This is a genomic window from Pseudorhodobacter sp. E13, from assembly GCF_003991405.1.
Lineage (GTDB): Bacteria > Pseudomonadota > Alphaproteobacteria > Rhodobacterales > Rhodobacteraceae > Pseudorhodobacter.
The window spans coordinates 85,230-106,296 of record NZ_RPEN01000153.1; the positions used below are offsets into that span (position 1 = coordinate 85,230).

Sequence of the window (21,067 nt, forward strand, 5' to 3'; positions counted from 1 at the left end):
GTCCAGTCGGCAGTCAGGCACCGATGGCAAAACGTGTCTCGCCCTCCCCCGGGCCCGGGTCGCGCAGAACATAGCCGCGGCCCCAAACGGTTTCGATATGGTTCACACCACCTGTCGCTTCGGCCAGCTTTTTGCGCAGCTTGCAGATGAACACGTCGATGATCTTCAACTCCGGCTCATCCATGCCGCCGTAAAGGTGGTTAAGGAACATTTCCTTGGTCAGCGTGGTGCCTTTCCGCAGGCTGAGCAATTCCAGCATCTGATATTCCTTGCCGGTCAGATGCACCGATTTGCCTTCCACATCCACCGTCTTGGCATCAAGGTTCACCGATACCTTGCCGGTTTTGATCACCGATTGCGAATGACCCTTGGACCGCCGGATGATCGCGTGAATCCGGGCGACCAGTTCTTCGCGGTGGAACGGTTTGGTCATGTAATCATCCGCGCCAAAGCCAAAGCCCTTGAGCTTGCTTTCGGTATCATCGGCGCCCGACAAGATCAGGATCGGCGTGTCAATCCGCGCCAGCCGCAATTGCCGCAACACGTCATGCCCGCTCATATCCGGCAGGTTGATATCCAACAAAATCAGGTCGTAATCATAGAGTTTGGCAAGGTCGATCCCCTCCTCCCCCAGATCGGTGCAAAACACATTCAGGTTTGCATGGGTCAACATCAGTTCAATACTGCGTGATGTTGTGGGGTCATCTTCAACCAACAGGATTCGCATCGTGGGTAACTCCGGCTCTAATGCTGTTCGTTAACCACCTTGCAGACCAATGGTTAATTGGAAGTTACTTTGACATGACCAATCCGAAATACAATCTAAAGTTGTCTGTATTTTTGGATTGCCGTGACTTTCAAGGCATTTTCGCCATGGGTTTCAACCGCCGCGCGCCACATCGCAAACTCTTCTTCCGACAGGGAATAGCGTTGCAACGCCTCTGATTCTGGGATCAGGCCATAGATCACCGCCTTGACCACAATCGCCTTGCGGCTTGCAACCCAGCGGCGTGTTTCGGCTGGGGGCAGATCGGCGCGGCTGAGCACGCTGCCATCGGGAAGCGTCACCTGACGCGGTCCATCAACTTTTTTCAGATACATCACACAACCCTCTTTGCGTGCAGCCACTTTGCGGCATCAGGCTTAATCAAGGGTGAAACGTGGGGTTGAGAGTGTGTTGCATTTTCCTATATTGCGAGACATCAACATAAAGGCTGCCCAATGTCGCTTGACCATCCGCTGAATTCTCTTGGCTTTGCCAAGCCGCCTGCCGAAACGCGGGTGGTGGTTGCCATGTCGGGTGGGGTCGACAGTTCTGCCGTGGCGGCGCAACTGGCCTCTGAAGGCTATGACGTGGTCGGCGTGACCTTGCAGCTTTACGATCACGGCGCGGCCTTGGCGAAAAAAGGCGCTTGCTGTGCCGGGCGTGATATTCACGATGCGCGCCGCGTGGCCGAGGTCATGGGCTTTCCGCATTATGTGCTGGATTATGAAAACACCTTCCGCGAGGCGGTGATCGACGAATTTGCCGATGCCTATCTGGCGGGGGCCACTCCGGTGCCTTGCATCCGCTGCAATGAGCGGGTGAAGTTCAAGGATCTGCTGAACACCGCCCGCGATCTGGATGCCGATTGCATGGCGACAGGGCATTATATTCAGCGCAAAATGGGCGATGTGGGGCCAGAGCTGCATATGGCGGCGGACCCCGCGCGCGATCAGAGCTATTTCCTGTTTTCAACCACGGCCGAGCAATTGGCCTATTTGCGCTTTCCGCTGGGACATCTGGAAAGCAAGGCGGAAACGCGGGCGCTGGCGGCGAAGTTTGGGCTGACGGTGGCGGACAAGCCGGACAGTCAGGATATCTGCTTTGTTCCGAACGGGAATTATGCCGCCGTGATCGAGAAGCTGCGCCCCGGTGCGGCGGACCCCGGTGAGATTGTGGATATGGAAGGCCGCGTGCTGGGCACCCATCGCGGGGTCATCCACTACACGATCGGGCAGAGGCGGGGCCTTGGCATCGGCGGGTTGGAGGACCCGTTCTATGTGGTCAAGCTGGATGCCGACAGCAAGCGGATCGTGGTGGGGCCGAAAGAGGCGCTTTCCACCCGGATCGTGCCCTTGCGGGAAATCAACTGGCTGGGCGACGCCCCGTTGGAGAGCCGCAAGGAATGGCCGTTGATGGTCAAGGTGCGGTCCACGCGCCCGCCGCGGGATGCGATTCTGCGGCCAATTTCGGCGACGGAGGCCGAGGTGGAATTGCTGAGCCCTGAGGAAGGGGTGTCGCCGGGGCAGGCTTGTGTGTTCTATGAACCGACGGGAAGCCGGGTGCTGGGCGGTGGCTGGATCTGGCGCGGGAAATAGGCTGCGCTGAACCGCAGGGAATCGCGCGCGGAATGGCAAGCAAGCCCTTGTAAAGCCTTGGCTTTCTCCTTTTTCTTTACGAAATATTCATAGGTTGCCTGCGGCGCAGGTATTTTTGCCAAGATGAAATCAGGCGGTGGGCAGGCTCAACCGGGGGCGAGTTGTGACAGGACCGAGCGGGCGGCGCGCAGGCCCGGTGCCTCCCCGCCACGGCCCAGACGGTCCATGGTCAGGGACATTGCAGCCTGTTGGGCGCTGCGTTCAGGGCCGGGCTGCATCAGGCCCAGCAGCGCCGGAGCGATCAGCTCGGCCCGGCAGTCGGCCCCCAGAAATTCCGGCACATGGCGGGTTTCGGACACCAGATTGACCAGCGTTACCGTATCAATCAACGCCGCGCGGCGCATCAGCCACAGGGTCAGCGGGTTCATCTTATAGGCGATGACCATCGGGCAGCCATTGGCCGCCAGTTCCAGCGACACCGTGCCCGAGGCGGCAAGGGCCACGCTGGCATTGGCAAAGGCTGCGCGCTTTTCCGCTGGGTTTTGAATGATATCCGGCGGGATGGGCCAGTCTTTTGACAGGTCGCGCACCAGATCGGCCACACCGCGCAGTGTGGGCAGGGCCACGCGGGCATCGGGGTGCAGCAGCTTGATATGGGCCAAGGTTTCGCCGATCACGGGGGCGAGGCGCGTCACCTCGGCCCGGCGCGATCCGGGCAAGGCGAGGATCAAGGGGCTGGATTGCGGGGTTTTGGCGGCCAGCGGTTCGGCCACCACCGGATGCCCGACGAAATCGCATGTCATGCCGGCGGCCTGCATCAAGGGCGGCTCAAACGGCAGCAGCGCCAGCACATGATCAATATGGCGGGCCATTTTGGCGGCGCGACCGGGGCGCCACGCCCAGACCGAGGGGGCGACGTAATGGATGGTTTTCAAATCGGGGCGCGCGGATTTGACAATTTTCGCCACTCGCAGGCAGAAATCCGGGCTGTCGATGGTGATCAGCGCGGCCGGGTTTTCGGCCAGCGTGGCGGCAGCGGTTTCTGCGATGCGGCGTTTCAGATGGCGGTATTTCGGCAAAATTTCGGCGATGCCCATCACCGAAAGCTCTTCCATCGGGAAGAGCGAGGTCAGCCCTTCGGCCTGCATCAAGGGGCCGCCGACACCGTGAAAACTGACCTGTGGCACAAGGGTTTTCAGCGCCGCCATCAGGGCCGCGCCAAGGCGGTCGCCCGAAGGCTCCCCCGCGATGAGGGTCAGTTTCATGACGGGTCAGCAGGGCGCGCCCAGAGGAACAGGCCAAGCGCGCGCGCCTGTGCGGCCAGCGCCGCCGGGGGCAGCAAGATCACCGCACCAGCCTGAAAGGCGATGCCGCCCAAGCCCGCCTTTTGCACCATTTCAAGGGTGTGCGGCCCGATGGTGGGCAGATCAATCCGCTGGTCCTGCCCCGGCTTGGGCGCTTTGAAAAACAGCCCCTTGGTGGATTTGGGCCGCAGATGCGCCGGGATCAGCGCGGTGTGTGCCAGCATCGCATCGGTGCCTGTCAGGGTTTCCACGGCAAGGCAAAGCCCGGCCTGCACCACCGCCCCCTGCCCCACATCCACAGCACCCAAGGCCCGCACGATGGCGGCGGCGCGGGTGGCGTCTGCTTCATCCTGCGGGGTGATGCTGCCTGCGATCAGGCCCGCTTGCGGGCAGAGGCCCGGCGCAATTTCCTGCGCGCCGAGGATGCGCAGATCGAATTCCTCAAAGATCGCCAGCACTTCGCGCAGGGTGGCATCATCGCCCGCCTGCATCGCGGCCAAGAGGCGCGGCACCATTTGCGCGGTCAGGGGATCGAACAATGACGGATCAAGGTTCGGGCGTTGCACCGCCCCGGCAAAACAGACGCGGGTGATGCCCTGATCTTGCAGCGCATGCAGAAAGGGGACCAAGCGTTCGATATGGAAGGTCATATCCGGCGCAAGCCCGCTAGGTGCAAAGCCATGCAGTGCCGCCACCAGCGGCTTTTCCGCCATGGCGGCAACCAGCGTGGCGGGCAAGGCCCCGGCCCCTGCGATGATCGCGGTATCGGTCATTTCGGGGTCAGGAAGGAGCGATCAGTGGCGGAGAGGATGAAATCGGTCATCTCGCGCACATGTTTGCTTTCGGTTTCCTCGGCCAGTTTGCGGGCGCGGTCAAGGAAGGTGCCTTCGCCCTGTGCCAGCATCTGATAGCCCGCGCGCAGGGCGGTAATCTCGGCCCGGTCCACGCCACGGCGTTTGAGGCCGACAAGGTTCAGCCCGTCCAGATCGCCGCGCGGCCCTTGCACAAGCCCATGCGGCAGCACGTCATTGGTGACCATGGTGACAGCGCCGATGATCGCGCCATGCCCGATGCGCACCCATTGATGCACGCCTGAGAGGCCGCCGATGATGACATCATCGCCAAGCTGGCAATGGCCCGCAATCGCGGCCTGATTGGCCAGAATGACCCGGTTGCCCAAGGTCGCGTCATGGCCGACATGGCTGCCCGTCATCAGCAGGCAATCATCGCCCACGCGGGTGATGCCGCCGCCACCTGCCGTGCCGGTGTTCAGGGTCGCGCCTTCGCGGATGCGGCAACGTTTGCCCACGATCAACCGGGTGCGCTCGCCTTTGAACTTCAGGTCTTGCGGCACTTCGCCGACGCAGGCGAAGGGGAACACAATGGTTTCATCGCCGATCTCGGTCCAGCCGGTGACAACGGCATGGGATTTCAGCACAACGCCCGCGCCAAGGGTGACTTCGGGGCCGACGATGCAGAACGGGCCGATCGTGCAGCCTTCGCCGATGGTGGCACCGGGTTCGACGATGGCGGAGGGGTGAATCTGGCTGCTCATGCTTTTGGCAGGTCCATCATGGCGGTGAATTCGGCCTGGGCGCAGAGTTCGCCGTCCACGGTGGCGCGGCCTTCAAATTTCCAGACCTTGCCGCCGCCACGTTTCACCGTCACATGCAGCTCCATCACATCGCCCGGCACCACCATGCGGCGGAATTTCACCGCGTCGATGCCCATGAAATAGACCAGCAGGTTCTTATCCGCGAGGTCCATGGACACGCCGACAAGGATGCCCGAGGTCTGGGCCAGCGCCTCGATGATCTGCACACCGGGAAACACCGGTTTGCCGGGGAAATGGCCTTGAAACTGCGGCTCGTTCATAGTGACGCATTTGATGCCAACGGCGGATTGGTTGGGCACGATGTCGCGCACCTTGTCGACCAGCAGGAAGGGATAACGATGCGGCAGAATGCGCTGAATAAGGTCAATATCGGCCGTTGTCGGCAGGTCTTTGGCGGCATCACTCATGGGGCATTCCTTTGGGCCGGGTCACTTCGGTTTGCTTTGACTACCAACTCCCCCGCTGCGAGACAAGCGCGGGCTGCGGGCAGGATCAGGGTTGGCTGGGCGCGTCTGTGGGGGTGGCGGCTTCCGGCACTGGCGCCTCTGGTGCGGCGTCTTGCTGGGTGGCAAAGGCTGCATCCAGCCGGTCAATCGCCATCTGGGTCACATCCACGCGGTCAAGACTAAGCACAACCGAGGATTGGTCGATCAAGGCAACCGCCCCCATATCCCGCATCAAAGCCGCCAGAATGGGCACGGCGGTTTCAAAAAACGCTTGCTGGTCGGCCTCGCGCTGGCGCTTGAGGTCGCGGTCTTTCGCGCTCCACGCTGCCCGGATATTTTCGACCTTTTCATCAAAGGCCCGGGCCAGCGGCTGAAACTCTGCCGTCGGCAATTCGGCGCGGCGCTCGGTCAGCATGCGTTCCTCGATCTCCAGATCGGATTCGATCTGACGGATTTCGGCCTGCAAATTACGGGAATCGGCCTCCAACCGCGCTAGAGAGGCCTTGCCAAACGCCGAATCCTCAAACAGACGCTGCTGGTTGATGGTCAGCACCTGCGATTGAAACGGCACATCCGCAGCCTCGGTCAGCGCCGGAACCGTGGCCGCCGGGTTGTCTTGCGCCAGTGCGGGAAAAGCACTGGCGCCAAACGCGGCCAGCAGCGCCCAAAGAGACGCTGTTGCACGCGCGCCAGACATCAGAACTCCGATTTGATCGTCAGATCGAAGGTTCGCGGCTTGTCATAGCTCTCCTTGCGGATCGCCCGTGCAAGGTTAAAGCGAAGCGGCCCAATCGGTGTATCCCAGAACACAGAAACCCCGACAGAGGCGCGCAGGTTCATGCTGTCATCCACCGCCGCGCAGGCAGCCAGCGAGCCAGTGCCACAGTTCTGCACCCCACCAATCGCATTGTCCAAGCTCCAGACCGAACCCACGTCAAAGAAGGCACCGCCGGTGATATTGTATTCATCCGGCAAACCAATCGGGAATTCAGCCTCAAACCGGGCCACGGCAAAGATATTGCCGCCCAAAGCGTCTTGATTGGTCGCGTTCAGATCACGCGGCCCGATCCCGTTGCCTTCAAAGCCCCGGATCTTGGAATTAAGGAAGAAACGCTCGGTCACGCGGGAATTGCCTTTGACCATATTGATCATGCCGCCTTCCAGAATGGCGCGCAGCGTCACGTCATCATTCAACACACGGCGTTCGGCCAAGGCCAGACCGGTTGTGCTGATATAGCGCAAATCACCGCCAAGCCCGGCAAAATCCTGATTGAAGCGCAGCAACAGACCACCATTCGGATCAAGCCCGGTGGTGCGGGTGTCATACTCAAACCCATAGCCGATAGAGGAGGCAACCTGCCCCCCTGCGGCTGCTTCTGTATGCAGGATTTGCGACGAACCTGCATCGACGTTCTTGATGCGGGTATCCGACAGCTTGTAATTCAACGACAACGTGCTGTTTTCACCAACCGGGAAGGCAATGCCAACCCCAAGCGTTCCGGCACGGGTATCATAATCGGCGTTGTCGCTATTGGATTCTGAATAGCCTGCACTGAACGAGAATTGCAGGTCGCGCCCAAGGAAGGCTGGCTCGATAAAGGTAAAGCTGCTGCTCCGGCTGTCCGAGGCCGTGCCGAGAGACAGCGCCAAAGTCTGGCCGCGCCCAAGGAAGTTGGTTTCGGAAAAGCCTGCCGAAAAACCGACCCCGGCATCCGCGCCATAGCTGACACCAAAGGACAAAGAGCCAGTGGGTTGTTCTTCCACATCCACATTCACGACCACCTGATCGGCGGCGCTGCCCTGCTCTGCCTCAACCTTGGCATCCGAGAAATAGCCAAGAGCGCGGATACGTTCTGCGGCGCGGCGCACCTCACGCGGGTTGAAGGGGTCGCCTTCGGCATTGCGGAATTCACGGCGCACCACCTCGTCCAGCGTGGTTGTGTTGCCTTCGATATCAATGCGTTCCACGAAGATCCGCGGGCCGCGCTTGATGACGAATTCAACATCCAGCGTCAGATCGCGTTCGTTGCGGGTGATGACCGGTTCGATGCTGACAAAGTTCAGCGCCTTGTTCAGCGCCAGATTTTCCATCCGCGCGATGTTGTTTTCCACCACGGTCGGCGAATAGGTGATGCCAGAGCGCAGCTTCAGCACCTTTTCAAACTCTGCCGCGTCCACCTCGGGGATTTCCGATGTGGTGGTCACATTGCCGATCTTGAAGCTTTGGCCTTCACGGATGGTGAAGGTTACGAAAAAGCCGTCCCGTTCGCGGGTGACTTCGCCCACCGCATCCAGCACCTGAAAATCGACATAACCGCGCGCGAGGTAGAAATCGCGCAAGAGTTGCTTGTCAAATTCGATCCGGTCCGCGATGAACGTATCCGACTGGATCAGACGGCGGAAGATACCCGCCTGTTTGGTGGCCAGAACCTGCCGCAAACGGCGATCCGAATAGGCGCGGTTGCCGACGAAGGACAAACGCTCCACCTCGACGACCTTGCCTTCCTTGATGTCGAACACCAGATCGACACGGTTGCCCGAGCGGCGGATGATACGCGGATCGACGGTCACGGCAAAGCGCCCGCCTTCCTGATAGGCGCGCGTAATCTCGGCGGCATCCGCTTCGGCCTGCGCGGGTGAAAAGACCCGGCGCGACTGCGATTTCACGATCTTGGCCAACACTTCATCCTTCAGGCGCTTGTTGCCTTCGAAGTTGATGACGTTGATGGTCGGAAATTCCTTGACCTTGATGACAAGCGTGTTGCCCGAGGGGATGATTTGCACATCTTCGAACAGGCCCGCGTTGGAAATGCGCTGGAACGCGTCATTCAACTCGCCCGCCGAGACGGCCTGCCCGCGCCCGATTCCTGCATAAGACAGGATTGTCGCGGCATCTACCCGTTCATTCCCTTCGACCTTGACGGAGGAGAAGCTGTAAGTTTGCGCCTGTGCTGGCTGCACCACATCAAAACAAGCCATTGAGGCGATTGCAAAAACTGAAACCAGCGCTGTCCGCTGCCCAAGTTTGCGCAATATGTTGCGGGAGATCAAAACCCGTTCCGCAATATGCATTGTCTTGCCCCATTCACTAATCCAGTTGCGTCCCTGACTACCGGGAATGGATCAGCTTGTCAAAAGGCCAAAGCGGCATATTGTTTCAATGTGTTAAACTAACACAATATAAGCCTAGGGATTGATGATCACATTGCCCAAAAATGCGCCTGCCAGCAGGCCGACAATGATGGTGCCAACGCTGAACAGCCGATCCCAGTTCAGACCGACGAGAAGCGAAAAGCCACGATAGCCTTGAATCATCGTTTGCATGGTTGATACCCGTTTCCAGACTGTTGTCCGGATAAAATAGCCCATAATTGTGGCGCTATTAGGGCAGACGGGCCAAATCTTGCGAAAAGGTTGACGCCTGCCCTGCGGGATCAGGGGCAGAACAGATCATTGCTCAGCGCAAAGACCATCAGCGACAAAAGCAGCGTCAGCCCCACCATCATCATGGCGCGCAAGGCCCGATCCGATGGCGGCTTGCCCGTCACCGCCTCATAGGCGTGAAACACCAGATGGCCGCCATCCAGCACCGGAATCGGGAACAGGTTCATCAGGCCCACCGCCGTAGACAAAGCCGCGATCATCATGATGAAGGTCAAACCACCCTGACTTGCCGCCGCCGAGGAGGTTTTGGCGATGCCAATCGGGCCGCGCAGGTTGCAGCTTGAAATCGCCCCCGAGACGATATGGCCAAGCCCCGACAGGCTGGTGGTGATCAGGCTCCAAGTCCGTTCCACGCTGAGCGAGACGGTTTCCAGCGGGCCGGGGGTGTAAAGTTCGGGCGTGAAAACCATGCCATCGGTCAGGCCGATCAGATAGCGTTCCTCAAACCCGCCATCGCGCGCCGGAATCGTCGTCATCCGGGGGGTTAGGGTGGTTTCAAACTCGGCCCCGCCCTGCCCGTCATCGCGCCAGATTTTCAGCGACAGCGGCGCATCCTTTGACGCTTTCACAATCTCCACCAGATCGGTGAAGGCCACGACAGGCTGATCGTTCACCGACAGGATCACATCGCCTTCGGCCAGTTTGGCATCCTGCGCCGCCGATTCCAGCGCGACAGAGCCGATCATCGCCGGGAAGGGGTAAGGCCCCTGAAGGGCGATATCGCGGCCATCTCGGGTGATGGTGTAATCGCTGGTCACGGCGGCAGGCAAATCGCGCGCGGTCAGCATGAAACTTTCCATATCCGGGGTTTCAACGCCGTTGATCGCCAGAATCTCATCGCCGGGCAGCAGGGTTTGCGCGTCATTGGGCAGGGGTTTCACCTCTCCCACCACCGCGCGATCGACCGAGACGCCGAAATGCAGGATCACGGCACAATAGATCAGGAAGGTCAGGATAAAGTTGAACATCGGCCCCGCCAGCACGGTGGCCGCCCGCGCCCAAAGCGGGGCGCCATGCATGGTGCGGCGCAACTCGGCGGGGGACAGCGAGCGCATCGCCTCACCATCCTTGCCCGAGGCAGCATCCGCATCGCCCAGAAACTTCACGAAGCCGCCAAAAGGCAAGGCCGCCATCTGCCAGCGCGTGCCATGTTTATCCACCCGGGAAAACAGCACCGGGCCAAAGCCAAGGCTGAACACTTCGGCATGAATGCCAGACCAGCGGCCCACGATATAATGGCCGTATTCATGCACGGCGACGATGATCGACAAGGCGACAACGAAGGCGGCGATCGTCCAGGCAAAACTGCCAAAGGACGGGATCATGTTCAGAATTTCCACTACGCTTTACTTCCTTGCTGCCACGATTTGACCGCTTCCGTGGCGGTCTTTCTTGCGAGATGGTCCATATCAAGCACATCATCAAGGGTGGTCGCGGCAATTTGAAGGCTATTTTCGCGCGAAAGCCGGGCAAGCGTGGTTTCCACCACCTCGGCCATGCCCAGAAACGCCAGATCGCCCGCGATGAAGTGATCCAGCGCGATTTCCTTGGCCGCGTTGAAGGCCGCGCCGGACAGGCCGCGCAGCGCCATCACATCGCGCGCCAGCCGCAGGGCGGGAAAGCGCGCGGGGTCCGGTGCCTCGAAGTTCAGGGCAGCAAGGCGCGCAAGGTCCAGCCGTTCGACGGGCACAGGGCCACGCCGCGGCCAATGCAGCGCAAAGCCGATGGCATGGCGCATATCGGCGGGGCCAAGATGCGCCATGATGCCACCATCGCAAAAGCCGATCAGGGCATGCACGATGGATTGCGGGTGAACGATCACCTCGATCTGATCGGGCGCAAACCCAAAAAACTCGCGAGTTTCAATAAGTTCCAAGGCTTTGTTAAACATGGAGGCACTGTCGATGGAAATCCGTTGCCCCATCGACCAATTCGGATGCGCCACCGCCTGCGCAGGCGTGATCGCGCGCATCTGTTCCATGCTGAACTGCCGGAACGGCCCACCGGAGGCGGTGATGATCACCCGCTCCACCGCTTGCTTTTGCTCGCCTGCCAGCGCCTGAAACACGGCGGAATGTTCGCTATCCACCGGCAACAGCGTCGCGCCGTATTGTTCCGCCGTGGCCATCAGCAAGGGGCCAGCGGTGACAAGGCTTTCCTTATTCGCCAGGGCCAGGGTGCCACCATGGCGCAGCGCGCGCAGGCCGGGCACCAGCCCCGCCGCCCCGACGATGGCCGACATCACCCAATCCGCAGGCCGGTCGGCTGCCTCGGCCAATGCCGCCTGCCCTGCGGCGCAAACCGTATCCGTGCCCGCCAGCGCCGCACGCAAGGCAGGCAGGCAGTCTTCATGCGCGGTCACGGCAACCTCGGCCCGCAGCGCGCGGGCCATCTCGGCCAAGCGATTGATATTGCGCGCGCCCGTCAAGGCCACGGTGCGAAACGCCTCTGGCCCGCCGCCGCGCATGATCAGATCAAAGGTGCTTTCACCGATAGAGCCTGTGGCCCCGAAAATGGAAATGGAGCGCAAACCCTAGCCCCCAACCGGCAGCGGCAAAGGCATCAGCAGCGACAACAGCATCACCGCCACAACCGCCCCTGTCATCGCATCAAACCGGTCCAGAAAGCCGCCATGGCCGGGGATCATGTTGGAACTGTCCTTTACCCCGGTGCGCCGCTTGATCCAGCTTTCGGCAATATCACCCATCTGCCCGGCAAAAGACACCAGCGCCGACAGCAGGATCAGCCCCGCAGAGGCATAGCCCATCTGCCAGAACACCGCCCCCACCACAGCGGCCCCCAACCAGCCCGCCACGGTGCCAGACCAGGTTTTCTTGGGGCTGATCGCGGGCCAGAACTTCGGCCCGCCAAGGATACGCCCGGCGAAATATCCCATGATATCAGAGACAACGACCACCAGAACCAGCCAGACAATGGCCGGTGTGCCAGAGTCGTTGCGCAAGGCCATCAACCCGAACCCCGCCACCATCACCCCAGCGGCCCAGAGCGTAGACAGCCTGCGGTCGCGGCGCGCGGTCAGTGCAAAGGCCAAGGCCGGGACCAGCAGCAAAAAGCTGGCATATTCCTGCGGTGACACCAGCGTCAGCGCAAGGCAAAGCGCGCCCAAGACCCCCAAAGCCGCCGACAAGCGCCCCTGCGGGCGGCGGCGCGGGCGGTCATCGCGGGCCGCAACATCCGGCCGTGTCATCGCGCCCAATTCCCACAGCATCAATCCGGTCAAGGCGACGACCAGCACAGAAAAGGTCCAGCCCCCGGCCCAGATTTCCACCGCGCCGACACCGGCCATCACCGCCGCCGAAATCATACGGGGGCGCAGATCGGCCCAACGGTTGGATGCAGCGGTCATACCGGGGCCACCCCGCCAAAGCGCCGCTCACGATTGCCAAAGCGGACAAGGATGGCTTCCAACTCTTCGGGCGAAAAATCGGGCCAAAGGGTCGGCGTGAATTCATATTCGGCATAGGCCGATTGCCAGATCAGGAAGTTGGAGGTGCGGGTTTCCCCCGAGGTGCGGATAACCAGATCCGGGTCGGGGATGCCGCCGGTATCCAGCCGCTCGGCAATCGCGGCCTCGGTCACATCGCAAGGGTCCAGCCTGCCTTCGGCAACTTCCTGCGCCAGCGCACGGGTGGCGCGCAAAATCTCATCCCGGCCACCGTAATTGATGGCGACCGTCAGGTTGAGGCGGGAAAACCCGGCGGTGCGCGCCTCGATCCCGGTCATCAGGCGTTGCAGCTTTGGGTCCAGCTTTGAGCGGTCGCCGATAAAACGCATCCGCACGCCTTCCTTGGACATGCGATCCGCCTCGCGCTGGATGTAGCGGGCGAAAATCGCCATCAGGCCCAGCACTTCTTCGGTGGAGCGTTTCCAGTTCTCGGTGGAAAACGCATAGATCGTCAGCCATTTGATCCCCATATCGGGCGCGGCGGCGACGATCTGCTTGACCCGCTCTGCCCCTTTGCGGTGGCCGACCAGCCGGGGCCAACCACGGTTGGTGGCCCAGCGGCCATTGCCATCCATGATGATGGCCACATGTTCGACCGGCTGGCCCTTTTTCGGGGGATTTGCTGATGACACGGGTTAAGCCCTTGTTTTTAAAGGCCGGATCAGACCTGCATGATCTCTTGCTGTTTGGCTTCCAGTGCCTTGTCGACGGCGGCGATAGCCTTGTCGGTCAATTCCTGCACGGTGCTTTCCCAGAATTTCTGGTCATCTTCCGAAATCCCATCGGCCTTGGCCTTCTTGATCTGGTCCATGCCATCGCGGCGGATGTTGCGGATGGCGACCTTGGCCTGTTCGGCATATTGGCCCGCAACCTTGGTCAATTCACGGCGGCGTTCCTCGTTCAACTCGGGGATCGGCAGCATGATGATGGTGCCATTGAGCTGCGGGTTGATGCCCAAGCCGCTTTCGCGGATCGCCTTTTCGACCTTGCCGACAAGGCCCTTGTCCCAGACGTTGATGGTGACCATACGCGGCTCTGGCACGTTGACGGTGGCAACCTGGTTGAGCGGGGTCATCGCGCCGTAAGCATCCACCATGATCGGGTCCACCATCGAGGCAGAGCCGCGACCGGTGCGCAGGGTCCCGAATTCAGCGCGCAAGGCGGTATGAGCGCCCTCCATCCGGCGTTCCAGATCATCGGTATCGAGCATGAAATCGTCTGACATAGGGTCCCTCGGGCAGATTAGTGTTCCAAAACTGCGTTGGTTTTAATCCACAGGGCCGGGGTTGTATAGACGCTGAAACAGACCCGCCGCGCGCAAACCCCGATCAGGCCGCGCCGATCTGTGGCAAAAACCCCGGTTGCAAGGGCCCAATACGGGCCAGCAATTTGCGCAAAGCTTTGCCGGAAAGCGTTTCTCGGCACAGCGGGTAATCATCGGGGCCGATGCCACCCTTGTGGAAATAGCGCATCAATTGATGCAGCGCCGGGCCTTCGAGGGCGGCAAGCGCCATGGGGCCGGGAAAAAAGCTTTCACAGGCCGCACCGCCTGCGCGCAGGATGGCATGTCGGGGGCACATGATATGGTGATATTCAACAACCTCCCCGATAGCCCCCCGGCTGATACCCGGCCGCCCCAGCAGTTTCTTGGCCGGTATCAACACTTGGCGCAGGCCCAAAAGCGCCTCAACCTCGGGTGCGGCGATAAGGATACGGTGCTGCGGTGACAGGGCGACCTGCTGCGTGGGGATGCCGGGGGCAAGCGCGCCCGGCTCTATCACGATCGGCGCGGTCCGCTCATCTGTCAGGATACGGGATTTTGCCCGCCAGACCAGAGGTTGCGCGCCGTGATCTTGCGTCAGCACCCGGTCGCCGATCAGCAACGCCTCAACCGGAACAAAGCCTTTGGGTGTTTTGATCGGCGTGCCGCGCGCGAAACAGACAATGCGGGCATTGTTGATCGAGCGGGTCGTATACCAACCAGACCCGTTTGCGGTGGCAAGCCCGGTGATCTTGACCGATTGGATCGACAGATTGTCCAGCGCGATGCCATCGCGAGTTTCATTGATAAAGGTTGCGCCATTGGTCAGTTGGATCACATTGACCTGAGTCTGGATCACCGTTCCATTGCCCAGTGTAATGGTGGCGTAATACGCCTCTACCGAATCCTGATTGGCTGTCAGGTTGCCACTGCCGAGGTTATAGGTGATCTGGCTGGCGGTTTGGCCATTGTCATCATCATAGGCGATGCCGTCATTCTTTGGCGTGGTGACAGAGGTTGTCAGCGGTTTCAGGCTGCTTTTGGAATAGGTGCCCAGAAACAGGTTCGGGTTTTCCGCCGACCAGTTGGTTTCCGTCGTATCCGCTTGCGCGAATTGGCCGATATAGATCATCCCGACTTGTGCCATGCGCCCCTTGCCCTTTTCACAGATGGCAATGGTTTTGACATGCCGGCCTAAAGGCAGGGTTAAAGGCACAATTTTAGGAAAACATTGGGCTTTTCAAAGCCATCGGCGGCCATGAAAAAACGGCAGTCCTTGAGGGCTGCCGTTTAAACGCCGATCAGAAAAACAGGTTAGCCATGCACCTTTGTATAGGTGCCCTTGCCGGCCAGAATACCCCGGAAGCCGCCCGGCTCATCCAGCGAAAACACGATGATCGGCAGGTTATTGTCGCGCGCCAGAGCGATGGCGCTGGCATCCATGACGCCCAGATGCTTTTGCAGCACCTCGTCATAGGTCACGGTGTCATAACGCTTGGCATCCGCGAATTTCTTGGGGTCCTTGTCATAGACGCCATCGACCTTGGTGCCTTTGAAAATCGCCTCGCAGGCCATTTCATTGGCGCGCAGGGTGGCCGCGGTATCGGTGGTGAAATAGGGATTGCCGGTGCCTGCGGCAAAGATGCAGACGCGCTTTTTCTCAAGGTGGCGGACGGCACGGCGGCGGATATAGGGCTCGCAGACCTGATCCATGGGAATCGCGGAAATCACGCGGGTGTGGATTTTCAGCGCCTCAAGGGCGGCCTGCATGGCCAGCGCGTTCATCACCGTGGCAAGCATGCCCATATAATCGGCGGTGGTGCGTTCCATCCCTTGGGCAGAGCCTTGAAGACCGCGGAAGATATTGCCGCCGCCGATCACCATGCAAATCTCAACCCCCAGATCATGCACGGTTTTCACCTCTTGCGCGATGCGGGCCACGGTGGGCGGATGCAAGCCGTAGCCTTGATCGCCCATCAGAGCCTCTCCCGAAATCTTGAGCATGACGCGGCCATGGGTGGTTGCGGGGTGGTCGGGGGCGGATACGGACATTTTGGGGTTCCTGACTGACTGAGGCCGACCTGTGACAGATCACGGCTTGGACTGCGGCGTAAAATGTCGCAAAACGGGGCGGGGTTCAACCGATGATCCGGCAGTTCGGGTGGAAAGCGGTGCGGGGGGCTGTCTGCCCCCCATCCCGTTTGCCACGGGCAAACGGGCCCCCCCCGAGGATATTTTTGCCGAACAGAAAGACCAAAGAAACATGCAAGCTGTGGAAGCGTTGATTGCAGCACTGCCCCAAGACAAGGCGGTCTTGATTGCCGGGCCGACGGCCAGCGGCAAATCGGCCTTGGCGGCGCGGATCGTGGCGCGGGGCGGCGGTGTGGTGGTCAATGCTGATGCGTTGCAGGTTTATGGCTGTTGGCGGCTGCTGACCGCGCGCCCCAATGCCGAGGAGGAAGCCGCCCTGCCCCACAGGCTTTACGGTCATATCGGGCGGGATGAGGCCTATTCCGTGGGGCATTGGCTGCGCGAGGTGGCGGCGGTTCTGGCCGAAGGGCTGCGCCCGGTGATTGTGGGCGGAACGGGGTTGTATTTCAGCGCATTGACCGAAGGTTTGGCCGAAATCCCCCCCACCCCGGCGGCAGTGCGCAAGCTGGCGGATGCGCGGATGCAGGCCGAAGGGGGCGCGGCATTGCTGGCCGAATTGGACGCAGCGACTGTGGCGCGAATCGATTCGGCCAATCCGGCGCGGGTGCAGCGCGCCTGGGAGGTGTTGCAGGCCACCGGGCGCGGGCTGGCCGATTGGCAAGACAGCACAGGCCCCGCGCTTTTGCCCTTGGATCAGGTGCAGCCTATTGTTTTGCGCCCCGATGTCGATTGGCTGAATACCCGGATAAATCAACGCTTTGATGGGATGATGGCGCAGGGCGCATTGGCCGAGGTGCAGGCGGAACTGCCGACTTGGGAGCCGCTGCGCCCTTCGGCACGCGCGATCGGCGCGCCGGAGTTGGTGGCCCATCTGCGCGGCGAAATCCCGTTGGAGGAAGCGGTTGCGCAGGCCAAGCTTGCCTCTCGGCAATATGCCAAACGGCAACGCACATGGTTTCGCAACCGGATGAAAAGCTGGATCGCGCTTGATCCGGCGCGCTGGTAAGGCGGCTTTGTGCCAAACCTGTGGATAGGTCTGTGGACTGGTTCGATTATGGCAAATTAAGGCTTGGGAATGGGGCGCGGGGCTGCTTAACTTGGGCTTCCTGAACCCGGACGGCCTTATTATGCAAGATCTCTCTGCCCTTTCCCAATTGCGCGTTGTTGCCATCCCTCGTCTTGCCGCGAATGGCCGCTGGCGGGTGGAAGCGATGCGATCCTTGTCAGAGCCGATGCTGCTGTGGTTCACCAAGGGTCAGGGCCGGATCACGATTGCAGGGTCCACCCGTGGCTATACCGCCAATAACGCGGTGTTCATTCCGCCGGGGGTCATGCACGGGTTTGAGGTGGGGCCGCAGGTGTTCGGCACCGCCGTGTTCTTTGGCAAGAATTGCGATGTGACCTTGCCGAAAGCGCCGCATCATCTGCGCATTCGGGAAACTTATGTGCAGCAAGAGCTGAACGTGACACTGGATGCGATCCTGCGGGAGATGAACAGCGACACCCCCGCCCATGACCGTGCGACCCGGCATTACCTTGGCCTGCTGGGCGTCTGGCTGGAACGGCAAGTGGAAAAAGGGGCCGAGGAGGTCAAGCGCCCCGATGCCGCCCATCGCCTTGTCGCCCGCTATGCCAACCTGCTGGAGCGGAATTTCCGGTCTGGCATGGGGGTTGCCGATTTCGCCAGTGCCCTGGGGGTGACGCCGACCCATCTGACGCGCTGCTGCAAGCTGGCCTGCGGCAAGCCTGCCTCGGCGCTGCTGCATGACCGGCTGATCTTTGAAGCCCGCACGCTGCTGGCGGAAACCAAGATCCCCGTGGGGCAGATTGCCGGTGCGCTTGGCTTTGCCTCGCCGGCCTATTTCACGCGGGCCTTTCAGCATAAAACCGGCAAGTCGCCTTCGGCCTTCCGTAAAGAAACCTAACAAATATAGGCAGTTGCCTTGCCAATTCCGCATCTTGCGCCTAAAAGCGACATATGTCGTTTTTGGACCAATGTCGTTTTTGGGACATTAAGAGGCGAAACCAAACATTGACCGCCAAGGAAATCCGTGCGGAAGTGTAAACCTTGCCCGCCTGCGTCTGTGGACGGGCGACACAAAATAAACGGTTCCCCACGCGCATCTGCCGAAGCGGAGACCAGGACCATCAGGGAGATATGAATGACCAAGCATGAGACGATTACCAAAACGGTGCATCCGGCGGCGCGCGCCTATGCGGCAGAGGTTGCAGCAGGCACCATGGGCCGCCGCGAATTCCTGACCCGGGCCTGCGCGCTGGGTGTTGCCGCCCCTGCGGCGTATGGCTTGCTGGGCCTTGCTGCCCCTGCCGCCAATGCCCAGACCCCGACCGCAGGCGGCACGCTGCGCATGGAAATGGAAACCAAGGGCCTGAAAGATCCGCGCACCGCCGACTGGTCGCAGATTGCAAACTTCACCCGTGGCTGGCTGGAATATCTGGTCGAATACAATGGTGATGGGTCTTTGCGCGGCATGTTGCTGGAAAGCTGGACCACCAATGACGACGCCACCGAATATATGCTGAACGTCCGCAAGGGTGTGAAGTGGAACAATGGCGATGACTTCACCGCCGAGGATGTGGCCCGCAACATCACTCGCTGGTGCGATGGCAATGTCGAAGGCAACTCCATGGCCGCGCGGATGAATGCGCTGGTCAACCCGGAAACCAAGGTGGCCAATGACGGTGCGATCGAGGTTGTGGACAGCCATACCGTCAAGATCAAGCTGGCCTCGCCGGATATTTCGGTGATCGTCGGCATGGCCGATTACCCGGCGGCTGTGGTGCATTCCAGCTATGACAATGGCGACCCGGCCAATAACCCGATCGGCACTGGCCCCTATCTGCCAGAAACCAACGAAGTTGGCGTGCGGCAGGTTCTGGCCCGCAACGAAGGCCACACCTGGTGGGGCACCGAGGTTTATGGCGGGCCGTATCTGGACAAGATCGAATATATCGACCTTGGCACCGACCCGTCCGCCGCCGTTGCCGCCGCAGGCTCGGGCGAGATTGACGCCACCTATCAGACCACCGGCGATTTCGTCGATATTCTGGATGGCTTGGGCTGGGAAAAATCGCAGGCCGTTACCTCGGCCACGCTGGCTGTGCGCTTCAACCAGGATGCCGAAGAATTCAAGGATGTGCGCGTGCGTCGGGCACTTGCGATGGCGGTGGATAACAACGTCATTCTGGAACTGGGCTATAACGGTTTGGGCACGGTTGCCGAAAACCACCATGTCTGCCCGATTCACCCGGAATATGCCGAACTTCCGCCGCTCAAGGCCGATCCGGCAGGCGCCTTGGCCCTGTTGACCGAAGCAGGCAAAGCCGATTTCGAATTTGAACTGAAGTCGATTGACGATGCGTGGCAAGCCGCCACCTGTGACGCGGTTGCAGCACAGATCCGCGATGCGGGCATCAAGATCAAGCGGACGGTTCTGCCGGGCTCGACCTTCTGGAACGACTGGCTGAAATACCCGTTCTCGGCCACCGAATGGAACATGCGCCCGCTTGGCGTGCAGGTTCTGTCGCTGGCCTACCGCTCGGGTGAGGCCTGGAACGAAACCGCCTTCAAGAATGAAGAATTCGACACGCTGCTGGCCAAGGCCAATTCCATCGCCGATGCGGATGCACGCCGCGAAGTGATGAAGCGGATCGAAGAGATCATGCAGGAAGAAGGCGTGTTGATCCAGCCGTTCTGGCGCTCGCTCTATCGTCACTATGACGCCAAGGTGAAAGGTGCCGATATGCACCCGACCTTTGAGCATCACCACTACAAGTGGTGGATCGCCGCCTGATTGCAAAGGCTTGTGCAGGGGCAGCATTCGCTGTCCCTGCCCCGTTTATGACGACACCAGCAGGGCGTTGATGCCCCGCAACCTTCAGCAGCTCCTGCGCTTTGCAGGGGAAGGATGACCTATGTTGATGTTTTTGCTCAGACGTTTCGGGATCATGCTGCTTACCGCGCTATGCCTGACCTTTATCGTCTTTTTCCTGACCAACCTTTCCCCCAACCTTGAAAAACTGGCCCGGTCCGAAGGCTCTGTCCGGATGTCGGATGAGCAGGTGGCCACATGGCTGAAAGAGCATGGCTACGCACAGCCACTGATCTTGCGCTATGGTGAATGGCTGGGCGTAATGCCGGGTTGGACGCTGGAAAAAGACGGGGAGATCACCGGGCGTTGCATCAGCAGCGATGTTCCTGCCGCGCAGGCCCCGCGCTTTTGCGGTATTCTGCAAGGCGATTGGGGTGATTCAACCGTGTTCAAGCGCCCGGTTGCGGAAATTCTGGGCCGCGCCTTGGGGGCGACAGGTTGGCTGATGCTGTGGGTGATGATCGTCATGGTGCCCTCGGCACTGGCGCTTGGCGTGCTTGCGGGCATGCGCGAAGGCTCGCGGATGGACCGTGTGCTTTCCACCATCGCCATCGCAACCACCGCCACGCCGGAATATGTGTCGGGCGTAATCCTGATCGTGCTTTTGGCCAGCGCCACTGTCGGCATCTCGCCGCTGCTGGCCAGCATGGGATTGATCGAAGGCAAAACCCTGTTCCAAGGCACCGCCACCAGCGCCATGGATGACATCACCTTCTGGAACTTTGCCCTGCCCGTTGTCACCATCGCCCTTTACGGCATGGGCTATATCGCCCGGATGACCCGCGCCTCGATGACCGAGGTGATGACCGCGCAATATATCCGCACTGCCCGGCTCAAAGGTGTCAGCTTTGGTCAGGTCGTCATCCGCCACGCGCTGCGCAACGCGCTGATCGCGCCCTTCACGGTGATCATGCTGCAATTTCCGTGGCTGCTGAACGGCGTGGTGATTGTGGAAACCCTGTTCAATTACAAGGGCTTCGGCTGGACACTTGTGCAGGGCGCGGGCAATAACGACATTGAGCTGCTGTTGTCCTGCTCGGTTGTGGCCGTGATCGTGGTGCTGGTCACCCAGCTGATCTCTGATATCGGCTATGCATTCCTGAACCCCCGTATCCGGATTTCCTGA

General features: G+C 60.6%; 21 protein-coding genes. 5 read left to right on the forward strand and 16 right to left on the reverse strand.

Features of this window, described 5'->3' with window-relative positions:
* Positions 1 to 13 precede the first annotated feature (13 nt).
* Both ctrA and EGN72_RS08310 read right to left on the reverse strand, forming a co-directional pair.
* Positions 14 to 727 (reverse strand): response regulator transcription factor CtrA, encoded by a 714-nt coding sequence (gene ctrA / locus EGN72_RS08305; protein ID WP_127046459.1) that lies wholly within the window; start codon positions 725 to 727, stop codon positions 14 to 16.
* 95 nt (positions 728 to 822) lie between these two features.
* Positions 823 to 1,101: a DUF1153 domain-containing protein gene (locus EGN72_RS08310; protein WP_127046461.1), complete on the reverse strand. Its 279-nt coding sequence runs from the start codon at positions 1,099 to 1,101 to the stop codon at positions 823 to 825.
* 120 nt (positions 1,102 to 1,221) lie between these two features.
* Between EGN72_RS08310 and mnmA the strand changes: the two genes are divergently transcribed.
* Complete coding sequence (gene mnmA / locus EGN72_RS08315; protein WP_127046463.1) at positions 1,222 to 2,361, forward strand: tRNA 2-thiouridine(34) synthase MnmA; 1,140 nt, start codon at positions 1,222 to 1,224, stop codon at positions 2,359 to 2,361.
* Between the two features lie 146 nt (positions 2,362 to 2,507).
* Here the strand turns inward: mnmA and lpxB are convergent, their stop codons facing one another.
* From lpxB to pyrH, 14 genes are all read right to left on the reverse strand, one after another.
* Positions 2,508 to 3,626, reverse strand: coding sequence for a lipid-A-disaccharide synthase (gene lpxB / locus EGN72_RS08320; RefSeq protein ID WP_127046465.1), 1,119 nt, complete (start codon positions 3,624 to 3,626; stop codon positions 2,508 to 2,510).
* Positions 3,623 to 4,438, reverse strand: coding sequence for an LpxI family protein (locus EGN72_RS08325; protein WP_127046467.1), 816 nt, complete (start codon positions 4,436 to 4,438; stop codon positions 3,623 to 3,625). Before EGN72_RS08325 ends, lpxB begins: the two co-directional genes overlap by 4 nt.
* A complete protein-coding gene (gene lpxA, locus EGN72_RS08330) occupies positions 4,435 to 5,220 on the reverse strand; it encodes an acyl-ACP--UDP-N-acetylglucosamine O-acyltransferase (RefSeq protein WP_127046469.1) in 786 nt (261 codons plus the stop codon). The genes EGN72_RS08325 and lpxA overlap by 4 nt, the downstream gene beginning before the upstream one ends.
* Positions 5,217 to 5,687 (reverse strand): 3-hydroxyacyl-ACP dehydratase FabZ, encoded by a 471-nt coding sequence (gene fabZ, locus EGN72_RS08335; protein ID WP_127046471.1) that lies wholly within the window; start codon positions 5,685 to 5,687, stop codon positions 5,217 to 5,219. Before fabZ ends, lpxA begins: the two co-directional genes overlap by 4 nt.
* A gap of 85 nt (positions 5,688 to 5,772) precedes the next feature.
* Complete coding sequence (locus EGN72_RS08340) at positions 5,773 to 6,423, reverse strand: OmpH family outer membrane protein (protein WP_127046473.1); 651 nt, start codon at positions 6,421 to 6,423, stop codon at positions 5,773 to 5,775.
* On the reverse strand, positions 6,423 to 8,705 hold the full coding sequence (gene bamA / locus EGN72_RS08345) for an outer membrane protein assembly factor BamA (protein WP_233587082.1): 2,283 nt from the start codon (positions 8,703 to 8,705) through the stop codon (positions 6,423 to 6,425). The genes EGN72_RS08340 and bamA overlap by 1 nt, the downstream gene beginning before the upstream one ends.
* A 207-nt stretch (positions 8,706 to 8,912) precedes the next feature.
* A complete protein-coding gene (locus tag EGN72_RS19300) occupies positions 8,913 to 9,050 on the reverse strand; it encodes a hypothetical protein (RefSeq protein WP_199743724.1) in 138 nt (45 codons plus the stop codon).
* A gap of 110 nt (positions 9,051 to 9,160) precedes the next feature.
* Positions 9,161 to 10,510: an RIP metalloprotease RseP gene (gene rseP / locus EGN72_RS08350; protein ID WP_127046477.1), complete on the reverse strand. Its 1,350-nt coding sequence runs from the start codon at positions 10,508 to 10,510 to the stop codon at positions 9,161 to 9,163.
* The gene (dxr, locus tag EGN72_RS08355; RefSeq protein WP_127046479.1) at positions 10,510 to 11,700 is read right to left on the reverse strand and encodes a 1-deoxy-D-xylulose-5-phosphate reductoisomerase; all 1,191 of its coding nucleotides are present in this window, start codon (positions 11,698 to 11,700) and stop codon (positions 10,510 to 10,512) included. The genes rseP and dxr overlap by 1 nt, the downstream gene beginning before the upstream one ends.
* A gap of 3 nt (positions 11,701 to 11,703) precedes the next feature.
* A complete protein-coding gene (locus tag EGN72_RS08360; RefSeq protein WP_127046481.1) occupies positions 11,704 to 12,537 on the reverse strand; it encodes a phosphatidate cytidylyltransferase in 834 nt (277 codons plus the stop codon).
* Positions 12,534 to 13,268: a polyprenyl diphosphate synthase gene (uppS, locus tag EGN72_RS08365; protein ID WP_255417430.1), complete on the reverse strand. Its 735-nt coding sequence runs from the start codon at positions 13,266 to 13,268 to the stop codon at positions 12,534 to 12,536. The genes EGN72_RS08360 and uppS overlap by 4 nt, the downstream gene beginning before the upstream one ends.
* A 29-nt stretch (positions 13,269 to 13,297) precedes the next feature.
* Positions 13,298 to 13,861 carry a ribosome recycling factor gene (frr, locus tag EGN72_RS08370; protein WP_127046483.1) on the reverse strand — a complete coding sequence of 188 codons (564 nt, stop codon included), beginning with the start codon at positions 13,859 to 13,861 and terminating at the stop codon, positions 13,298 to 13,300.
* A 103-nt stretch (positions 13,862 to 13,964) separates the two neighbouring features.
* Entirely contained in the window at positions 13,965 to 15,044 is a 1,080-nt protein-coding gene (locus tag EGN72_RS08375) for a Hint domain-containing protein (RefSeq protein WP_127046485.1), read from the reverse strand.
* A gap of 167 nt (positions 15,045 to 15,211) precedes the next feature.
* Positions 15,212 to 15,949: a UMP kinase gene (gene pyrH, locus EGN72_RS08380; protein WP_127046487.1), complete on the reverse strand. Its 738-nt coding sequence runs from the start codon at positions 15,947 to 15,949 to the stop codon at positions 15,212 to 15,214.
* A 211-nt stretch (positions 15,950 to 16,160) separates the two neighbouring features.
* Between pyrH and miaA the strand changes: the two genes are divergently transcribed.
* The 4 genes from miaA to EGN72_RS08400 all read left to right on the forward strand — a co-directional run bounded on the left by miaA (position 16,161) and on the right by EGN72_RS08400 (position 21,067).
* Entirely contained in the window at positions 16,161 to 17,054 is an 894-nt protein-coding gene (gene miaA / locus EGN72_RS08385) for a tRNA (adenosine(37)-N6)-dimethylallyltransferase MiaA (protein WP_127046489.1), read from the forward strand.
* A gap of 148 nt (positions 17,055 to 17,202) precedes the next feature.
* The gene (locus EGN72_RS08390; RefSeq protein ID WP_233587083.1) at positions 17,203 to 17,973 is read left to right on the forward strand and encodes an AraC family transcriptional regulator; all 771 of its coding nucleotides are present in this window, start codon (positions 17,203 to 17,205) and stop codon (positions 17,971 to 17,973) included.
* 237 nt (positions 17,974 to 18,210) lie between these two features.
* A complete protein-coding gene (locus tag EGN72_RS08395) occupies positions 18,211 to 19,863 on the forward strand; it encodes an ABC transporter substrate-binding protein (RefSeq protein WP_127046493.1) in 1,653 nt (550 codons plus the stop codon).
* Between the two features lie 121 nt (positions 19,864 to 19,984).
* Entirely contained in the window at positions 19,985 to 21,067 is a 1,083-nt protein-coding gene (locus tag EGN72_RS08400; RefSeq protein ID WP_127046495.1) for an ABC transporter permease, read from the forward strand.

Coding starts and splice junctions, on each gene's coding strand:
- bamA (WP_233587082.1), bottom strand. CDS start 8,705: ATGGCTTGTTTTGATGTGGTGCAGCCAGCACAGGCGCAAACTTACAGC.
- miaA (WP_127046489.1), top strand. CDS start 16,161: ATGCAAGCTGTGGAAGCGTTGATTGCAGCACTGCCCCAAGACAAGGCG.
- lpxA (WP_127046469.1), bottom strand. CDS start 5,220: ATGAGCAGCCAGATTCACCCCTCCGCCATCGTCGAACCCGGTGCCACC.
- frr (WP_127046483.1), bottom strand. CDS start 13,861: ATGTCAGACGATTTCATGCTCGATACCGATGATCTGGAACGCCGGATG.
- ctrA (WP_127046459.1), bottom strand. CDS start 727: ATGCGAATCCTGTTGGTTGAAGATGACCCCACAACATCACGCAGTATT.
- fabZ (WP_127046471.1), bottom strand. CDS start 5,687: ATGAGTGATGCCGCCAAAGACCTGCCGACAACGGCCGATATTGACCTT.
- EGN72_RS08400 (WP_127046495.1), top strand. CDS start 19,985: ATGTTGATGTTTTTGCTCAGACGTTTCGGGATCATGCTGCTTACCGCG.
- EGN72_RS08340 (WP_127046473.1), bottom strand. CDS start 6,423: ATGTCTGGCGCGCGTGCAACAGCGTCTCTTTGGGCGCTGCTGGCCGCG.
- pyrH (WP_127046487.1), bottom strand. CDS start 15,949: ATGTCCGTATCCGCCCCCGACCACCCCGCAACCACCCATGGCCGCGTC.
- EGN72_RS08325 (WP_127046467.1), bottom strand. CDS start 4,438: ATGACCGATACCGCGATCATCGCAGGGGCCGGGGCCTTGCCCGCCACG.
- EGN72_RS08310 (WP_127046461.1), bottom strand. CDS start 1,101: ATGTATCTGAAAAAAGTTGATGGACCGCGTCAGGTGACGCTTCCCGAT.
- mnmA (WP_127046463.1), top strand. CDS start 1,222: ATGTCGCTTGACCATCCGCTGAATTCTCTTGGCTTTGCCAAGCCGCCT.
- EGN72_RS08360 (WP_127046481.1), bottom strand. CDS start 12,537: ATGACCGCTGCATCCAACCGTTGGGCCGATCTGCGCCCCCGTATGATT.
- EGN72_RS19300 (WP_199743724.1), bottom strand. CDS start 9,050: ATGCAAACGATGATTCAAGGCTATCGTGGCTTTTCGCTTCTCGTCGGT.
- EGN72_RS08375 (WP_127046485.1), bottom strand. CDS start 15,044: ATGGCACAAGTCGGGATGATCTATATCGGCCAATTCGCGCAAGCGGAT.
- lpxB (WP_127046465.1), bottom strand. CDS start 3,626: ATGAAACTGACCCTCATCGCGGGGGAGCCTTCGGGCGACCGCCTTGGC.
- EGN72_RS08395 (WP_127046493.1), top strand. CDS start 18,211: ATGACCAAGCATGAGACGATTACCAAAACGGTGCATCCGGCGGCGCGC.